Origin of the sequence: Roseiarcus sp., from assembly GCF_049514155.1 — a bacterium.
In the GTDB taxonomy this organism is placed as follows: Bacteria; Pseudomonadota; Alphaproteobacteria; order Rhizobiales; family Beijerinckiaceae; genus Roseiarcus.
Map to the genome: position 1 here is coordinate 1 of NZ_JBEKVH010000212.1, position 4,994 is coordinate 4,994.

Annotated in this window: 5 protein-coding genes; 2 read left to right on the plus strand and 3 right to left on the minus strand. The window is 63.8% G+C overall.

Translation table 11 applies throughout. From position 1 onward, the window contains the following. Positions 1–410 (minus strand): MarR family winged helix-turn-helix transcriptional regulator (locus ABSF49_RS19890; RefSeq protein ID WP_424114371.1); only part of this gene is annotated, 410 nt, incomplete at its 3' end. Between the two features lie 141 nt (positions 411–551). On the opposite strand from ABSF49_RS19890, the gene ABSF49_RS19895 reads away from it, so the two are divergent. Next, the gene (locus ABSF49_RS19895) at positions 552–1,370 is read left to right on the plus strand and encodes an RNA methyltransferase (RefSeq protein ID WP_424114372.1); all 819 of its coding nucleotides are present in this window, start codon (positions 552–554) and stop codon (positions 1,368–1,370) included. A gap of 231 nt (positions 1,371–1,601) precedes the next feature. On the opposite strand, the gene ABSF49_RS19900 is transcribed toward ABSF49_RS19895, so the two are convergent. Next, on the minus strand, positions 1,602–3,023 hold the full coding sequence (locus tag ABSF49_RS19900; RefSeq protein WP_424114373.1) for a putative sensor domain DACNV-containing protein: 1,422 nt from the start codon (positions 3,021–3,023) through the stop codon (positions 1,602–1,604). A 215-nt stretch (positions 3,024–3,238) separates the two neighbouring features. After that, positions 3,239–3,898, minus strand: a complete 660-nt coding sequence (locus tag ABSF49_RS19905) for a TetR/AcrR family transcriptional regulator (RefSeq protein WP_424114374.1) — start codon at positions 3,896–3,898, stop codon at positions 3,239–3,241. An 86-nt stretch (positions 3,899–3,984) separates the two neighbouring features. Here ABSF49_RS19905 and ABSF49_RS19910 point away from each other — a divergent pair, with 86 nt between their 5' ends. After that, entirely contained in the window at positions 3,985–4,971 is a 987-nt protein-coding gene (locus tag ABSF49_RS19910) for an HlyD family secretion protein (protein WP_424114375.1), read from the plus strand. The last annotated feature ends 23 nt before the right edge of the window (positions 4,972–4,994 follow it).

Here is a 4,994-nt window from a genome sequence, read left to right on the forward strand (position 1 = left end):
AGAGCAAGTCGATCCGCCTCGCCGAGATCGCGAGCGATGATCGCCGCGAGTTGCGTCTCGCCGGCGACCGCGGCCTCGCTCAATCGCCGCCTGCCGCGCGGGGTGAGCGACAGTTTCGATTGGCGCCGATCCTCGGCGTCGCGCGCCCGCGCGACCCAGCCGTCGGCGGTCAATTCGGCGATCAGCCGCGTCAGCGATTGTACGCGCACGCCTTCGGCGGCGGCGAGGTCGGTCGGGGTGATCGCGCCCGCGCGGTAGATGCGGCCGACGAGGCTGAGCTTGGCGGCGCTGATTCCGTCGCGCCTGAGGTTCGGCCGCAAGCGGCGAGCGAGCGGCGTAATCGCGCGGCGGATCTCGGCGGCGCAGCGTTTGGGCGAAGGCGACTCGGTCGGGATGGGCTGGGGGGACATGAGAGTACTAAGCTCAGGCTTAGCATTATTGGTAAGCCTGAGCTTAGTAACTGTCAACCTCCAGGCGCGAGGCCGGCTGCAGGCCCTTGCGTCTTGCCGGCAAATCGTCGACATGCGCGCGGGATCGAGGCGTGGGACGCGATGGTTGGGGCGGGGACGGATCGAACGAGGGCGGATTTCGGCGGCGGCCCGGCGGTGGTGCTGGTGCGGCCGCAATTGGCGGTCAACATCGGCATGTGCGCGCGGGCGATGGCCAATTTCGGCCTCGCCGACCTGCGCCTGGTCGCGCCGCGCGAAGGCTGGCCGCGCACCGGCGAATACCGCGACGTCGCCTACGCCGCCGCCGCCGGCGCGGCCCATCTGCTCGACGGCGCGCGCGTGTATGCGACCGTCGCAGAGGCGGTCGCCGACCTGAACTTCCTCTACGCGTCGACGGCGCGCGAGCGCGGCCAGGTCAAGGCGGTCTCGACCCCGGCGGCGGCGATGGCGGCGACGGTTGTGGCGGCGGACAAGCGCGGCGTGCTGTTCGGTCCCGAGCGCACCGGCCTCGACAACGACGAAGTCGCGCTCGCCGACGAGATCGTCACCTTTCCCGCCAATCCGGCCTACGCCTCGCTCAACCTCGCCCAGGCGGTGCTGCTGGTCGGCTATGAATGGTTCAAGGCGGCGCACGGCGACGCGCCGCCGGTTCCCGCGGTCGCGCGCGCCGTCTCGCCGCCGGCGACGCGCGAAATGACGCTCGCCTTCTTCGAATTCATCGAGGGCAAGCTCGACGACGCCGGCTTCTTCCGCCCGGTCGGCAAGAAGCCGGGCATGCGCCGAAACCTGCGCAACATGTTTCACCGCATGGCGATGACCCAGCAGGATGTGCGCACCCTGTGGGGCGCGGTCGTCCGGCTGGTCGAAGGTCCGCGCGTCGAGGTGCAGACGCGCAAACGCAATCGGCCGCCGAAAGGGTAGGGGTCGAAATCTGGCGTTTGGTTCCCGCCGACGAACCGGAGCCTATCCGCCCAGACTTTCCGCCGACCGCGGCCTCTTGGCCAGAGCTGGCCGTAAGCAGACGTTGCTGTAGAGCGCTTGCTTTCAGCAGCATCTGACCCTTAGGGAATTTACTGTGGGGCGGTCGAACGTCGAGAGTGACCAAAAAGCCTCAGCAGAGCGCAACTCAGCTGCCGAGCGAGAGCTTGTCTCTTACTGACGTCGGGATGCAGCTTTCATTAGACTATCAATGGTCTTTGGAAGGTCCGTATACCCAAGCTCCAATGGCCCAGAGCGGAGACTATGAGCCTTGAGCCACTTTTTATTACTTAATGCCACTTGCGCAGAGAAATTGTCGCGAGCCAACAGCTTGAGATTGTGCCAGAACAACAAACTATTTCTCACACTCGTTATCAAGCGCACGTACCCGTCTTGGGACACAACGATGCCGAGAGCCTTGCGATCTTGTGCGCAGTATCGGAGCATAGACCCATGTCGCGTTCCAAACAGTGAAAGATCAATTTTTTTTGCCCGGGTTCCTCGACGAGAAAAGTCTGCTCCGTCGTACGCCGTTGTGACATTCGGCGCTGAACCTATCTTTACACCAAATCCTGCCACTGAAAGCGTTGGAGACATTAAGACCAATCCGTCGACTGCAGCCAAAGAGGCGATCAACTTGACTGCGCCGGTAATTTCTTCCTCTCTATCTTTAGCGTCTGTTGTAGCCAGCATAACTTCTGATACTAAATCTGCCGGAACCGGATCTCCTTTTTTGGTCAACGCTCGCTGCGCACGTTCAACATCCCATAAATGTTCTTCATCCAACACGCAAAGGATCGCGGCATCCTGCAACCGCGGGTACGCGAACGGATGGTTGACTTCCAGTATACGCTTGATCGGCTTTGGGGTTAGAAGAAATGCTCCCCCGGTCCCGCGCTGCCGCAACCCGATGCAGAGCCTGGCAACGGACGTTACCCACATCCGGATGAGCTCCACCGGGATTTCGGTCTCATCATCACGGTCAAGGACGCGAGTTATCGCTTGTGCGAACGGCGCCAACGCGTCCAAGGCGTACCTGGAGACTATCTTGGATCCGAGTGCATCGTCTTCGCGAGTTATGAAGGTTTGCGCCTTCAGGCCGCCCAAGAACAGGTTGCCATGGTAGGCAGAAATATCACCGATGCCGTCCATCGTGACCGTCAACAGACCTGGATTTGTGAAATAACCTGTGCTCGATTCTCGATGCCACCCCACATTCTGTTGGACCTGCTGATCGACCACACCCCAAGCGACAAGCTCGCTCCGGCGTGTCGAATATACCGCGATGGATGCCGACCACCGGTCGATCGCGCATGCGAGTTTCACTAGAGTCTGAACGGTCAAAATCTCAGGCGTCTCAAATCTGTTGAATGCTGGGTAGTCTGCTCTTCGAAGACGCGGAGGAGCGACGTCCGGCCGCTTGGGATTCGCGAACGTCAAGCTTCCTTTGACAAATCGCCCCTCTTCGCTGCGCAAAGTTCCCTGATAAGCCACTTCAAGAAGAGCGCCGACCACTTGGCGGTTGGGCTCATCGAAACCAAGGGCCCGCATTCTGGACGCGACCTCATGCGCAAGCCGATCGACCAAATCTGGCATGTCTTCACCCGCAATGTCACACCGGGAAGAACCGGCTCGATGTTACTGCACAAGCTACCGCTCTTGACGGTGTGATCGAGTGGCGATGCTATTTGCGGCGATTGCCTACAGCCGCTTTGGGCGCGAAGCGGTTAGTTCCGCTGAGTCGAGTCAACGCCTCTCTCCGCCTTCTCCGGCGGCCGCCAAGCATGTGACGACTATCCGTTGGGCCTGCCTCACGCCTCGGGCTTGCCCGTCGCGCAGCCCCTGACGAACAGCCGCACGGCGAGGCGCAACCGCCGCTCCTGCTCCTCGGGGCTTTCGCGCAGCCCGAACAAGGCGAGTCGCTGCGGGATGCCGACGACCGAAATGAAGAACTGCTCGATCGTCAACTGTGGCTGCGGAAACGCGATCTCGCCGCGATCGGCGTAGACCTTGAAGACGCGCTCGACCTCTCTGAGCGCTCTCTCCCGGTTCCGTTCGACGAAACGCCTGGCGAGATCGGGGAAGAGCGGCGCCGACGAGATGAACAGGCGGTGGAGGGCGACCGCCTCGGGCTGGAGGGCGACCTCGAGCAGGCGCCGCCCAAGTTCGTACAAGTCGTCCTCGGGGCCGCGTCCCGACGGCTCGAACCCGCGCAACACGCCCTCGAATTTGCCCATGAAGGCGTGTTCGATGGCGGCGCCGAACAATTCCGATTTGTCGTCGTAGCGGGCGTAGATGAAGCGCTTGGCGACGCCGGCCTGCTTGGCGATTTCTTCGACCGAGACCGCCTCATAGCCGCGCTGGAGAAACAGCCGCATCGCGGTTGCGAGCATATTTCCGAGGCGCCGCTGCGCTTCGGCGCGGGTCGGCCGTCCGCCGGCGCCGCGCTTGAATTCGGCGATCTCCGTCATGCAACCCCTCTCGCGGGGATTGCCCTAGCATAACTTCGTCGTATAATGCAACGCAACCGTTTCGTTGCGAATATGCGGGATCGATCTTGGACAAACGAACGATCATCGTGTTGGGCGTCGTCATGGCGGTCGCCGCGGCGTTCGCCGTCCTGTGGTTCCACAAGGCGCCGGCCGAGGCGTCGTGGCAGGGCTACGCCGAGGCCGATTTTGTCAAGGTCGGGCCGACCCAGCAGGGCCTGGTCACCGCCGTTCACGTCCAGCGCGGCGACCATGTCGTCAAGGGCGCGCCATTGTTCGACCAGGACGACGCGATGGACCGCGCCGCGGTCGATCAGGCCGCTCACCTGGCGCAACAGGCGAGGGACCAACTCGCCAATCTGCAGGGACCCGCCAAACCGACCGAGATCGCCCAGGCCGAGGCCAATCTCAACGACGCGATCGCGGCGCGTGGCAAGGTGCAAGCCGATCTGCAACGCAACGAGACCTTGCTGGCGAGCGGCTCGGCGACCAAACAGGTGGTCGACCAGGAGAGGGCGGACCTCGCCTCGGCCGAGGCGAAAATCGCCGCCGCCGCAGCCGCGGTGAAACAGGCGCAGGCGCCGCTCGGCCGGGCGGACGAGATCGTCGCCCAGGCCTCGGCGGTCGAGGTCGCTGACGCGGCTTTGGCGCAGGCGCGCTGGCGCCTCGCCCAGCGCTCGGTCGCCGCTCCGGTCGCTGGATTCGTCGCCGACGTGCTGGCGCGGCCCGGCGAGACGTTGCAGGCCGGCGCGCCGATCGTCTCGCTGCTGCCGCCGGAGAACATCTTCATCCGTTTCTTCGTGCCCGAGCCGTCGCTGGCGCACGTCCATCCCGGCGACACGGTGGCGCTGACTTGCGATAATTGCCCGCCGGACGTGACCGGCGCCGTGTCGTTCGTCTCGCCGCAGGCCGAATACACGCCGCCGTTCATCTATTCGGAATCGACCCGGGCCAAGTTCGTCTTCCTCGCCGAGGCGCGGCCGAAGCCGGACCAGGCGGCGCTGTTCAATCCCGGCCAGCCGGTGACGGTGAAGCCGCGGGCCGCCTCGCCATGAACGATCTCGTCATCGACGTCAGC

What these genes read in the sequence shown, in the direction of transcription:
- ABSF49_RS19895 (WP_424114372.1), top strand. Translation starts at nt 552, where the DNA reads ATGGTTGGGGCGGGGACGGATCGAACGAGGGCGGATTTCGGCGGCGGC.
- ABSF49_RS19900 (WP_424114373.1), bottom strand. Translation starts at nt 3,023, where the DNA reads ATGCCAGATTTGGTCGATCGGCTTGCGCATGAGGTCGCGTCCAGAATG.
- ABSF49_RS19905 (WP_424114374.1), bottom strand. Translation starts at nt 3,898, where the DNA reads ATGACGGAGATCGCCGAATTCAAGCGCGGCGCCGGCGGACGGCCGACC.